This is a genomic window from Mycobacterium simiae (assembly GCF_008370645.1).
Classification (GTDB): Bacteria; Actinomycetota; Actinomycetes; order Mycobacteriales; family Mycobacteriaceae; genus Mycobacterium; species Mycobacterium simiae_A.
On record NZ_VTZN01000676.1, the window covers coordinates 1 to 228 of the forward strand.

Sequence of the window (228 nt, forward strand, 5' to 3'; positions counted from 1 at the left end):
GTGTCGGTGACGGTGAGGTGGGTGGGGTCACCGGTGATGGTGATCCCGCCGCGGTGGTGCAGCCGGTGGTGATACGGGCACACCAGCACCAGGTTGGCCAGTTCGGTGGGGCCGCCGTCTTCCCAGTGCCGCACATGGTGGGCGTGCAGACCGCGGGTGGCTCCGCAGCCGGGCACCGCGCAGCTGGGTTGGCGGTGCTCGAGGGCGCGGCGCAGCCGCCGGTTGATC

At 72.4% G+C, this 228-nt stretch carries 1 protein-coding gene; it reads right to left on the reverse strand.

Annotated elements, in window-relative coordinates; translation table 11 throughout:
• On the reverse strand, positions 1-228 hold a 228-nt coding region (locus F0Q45_RS27330; protein WP_149656741.1), incomplete at both ends, for an HNH endonuclease signature motif containing protein.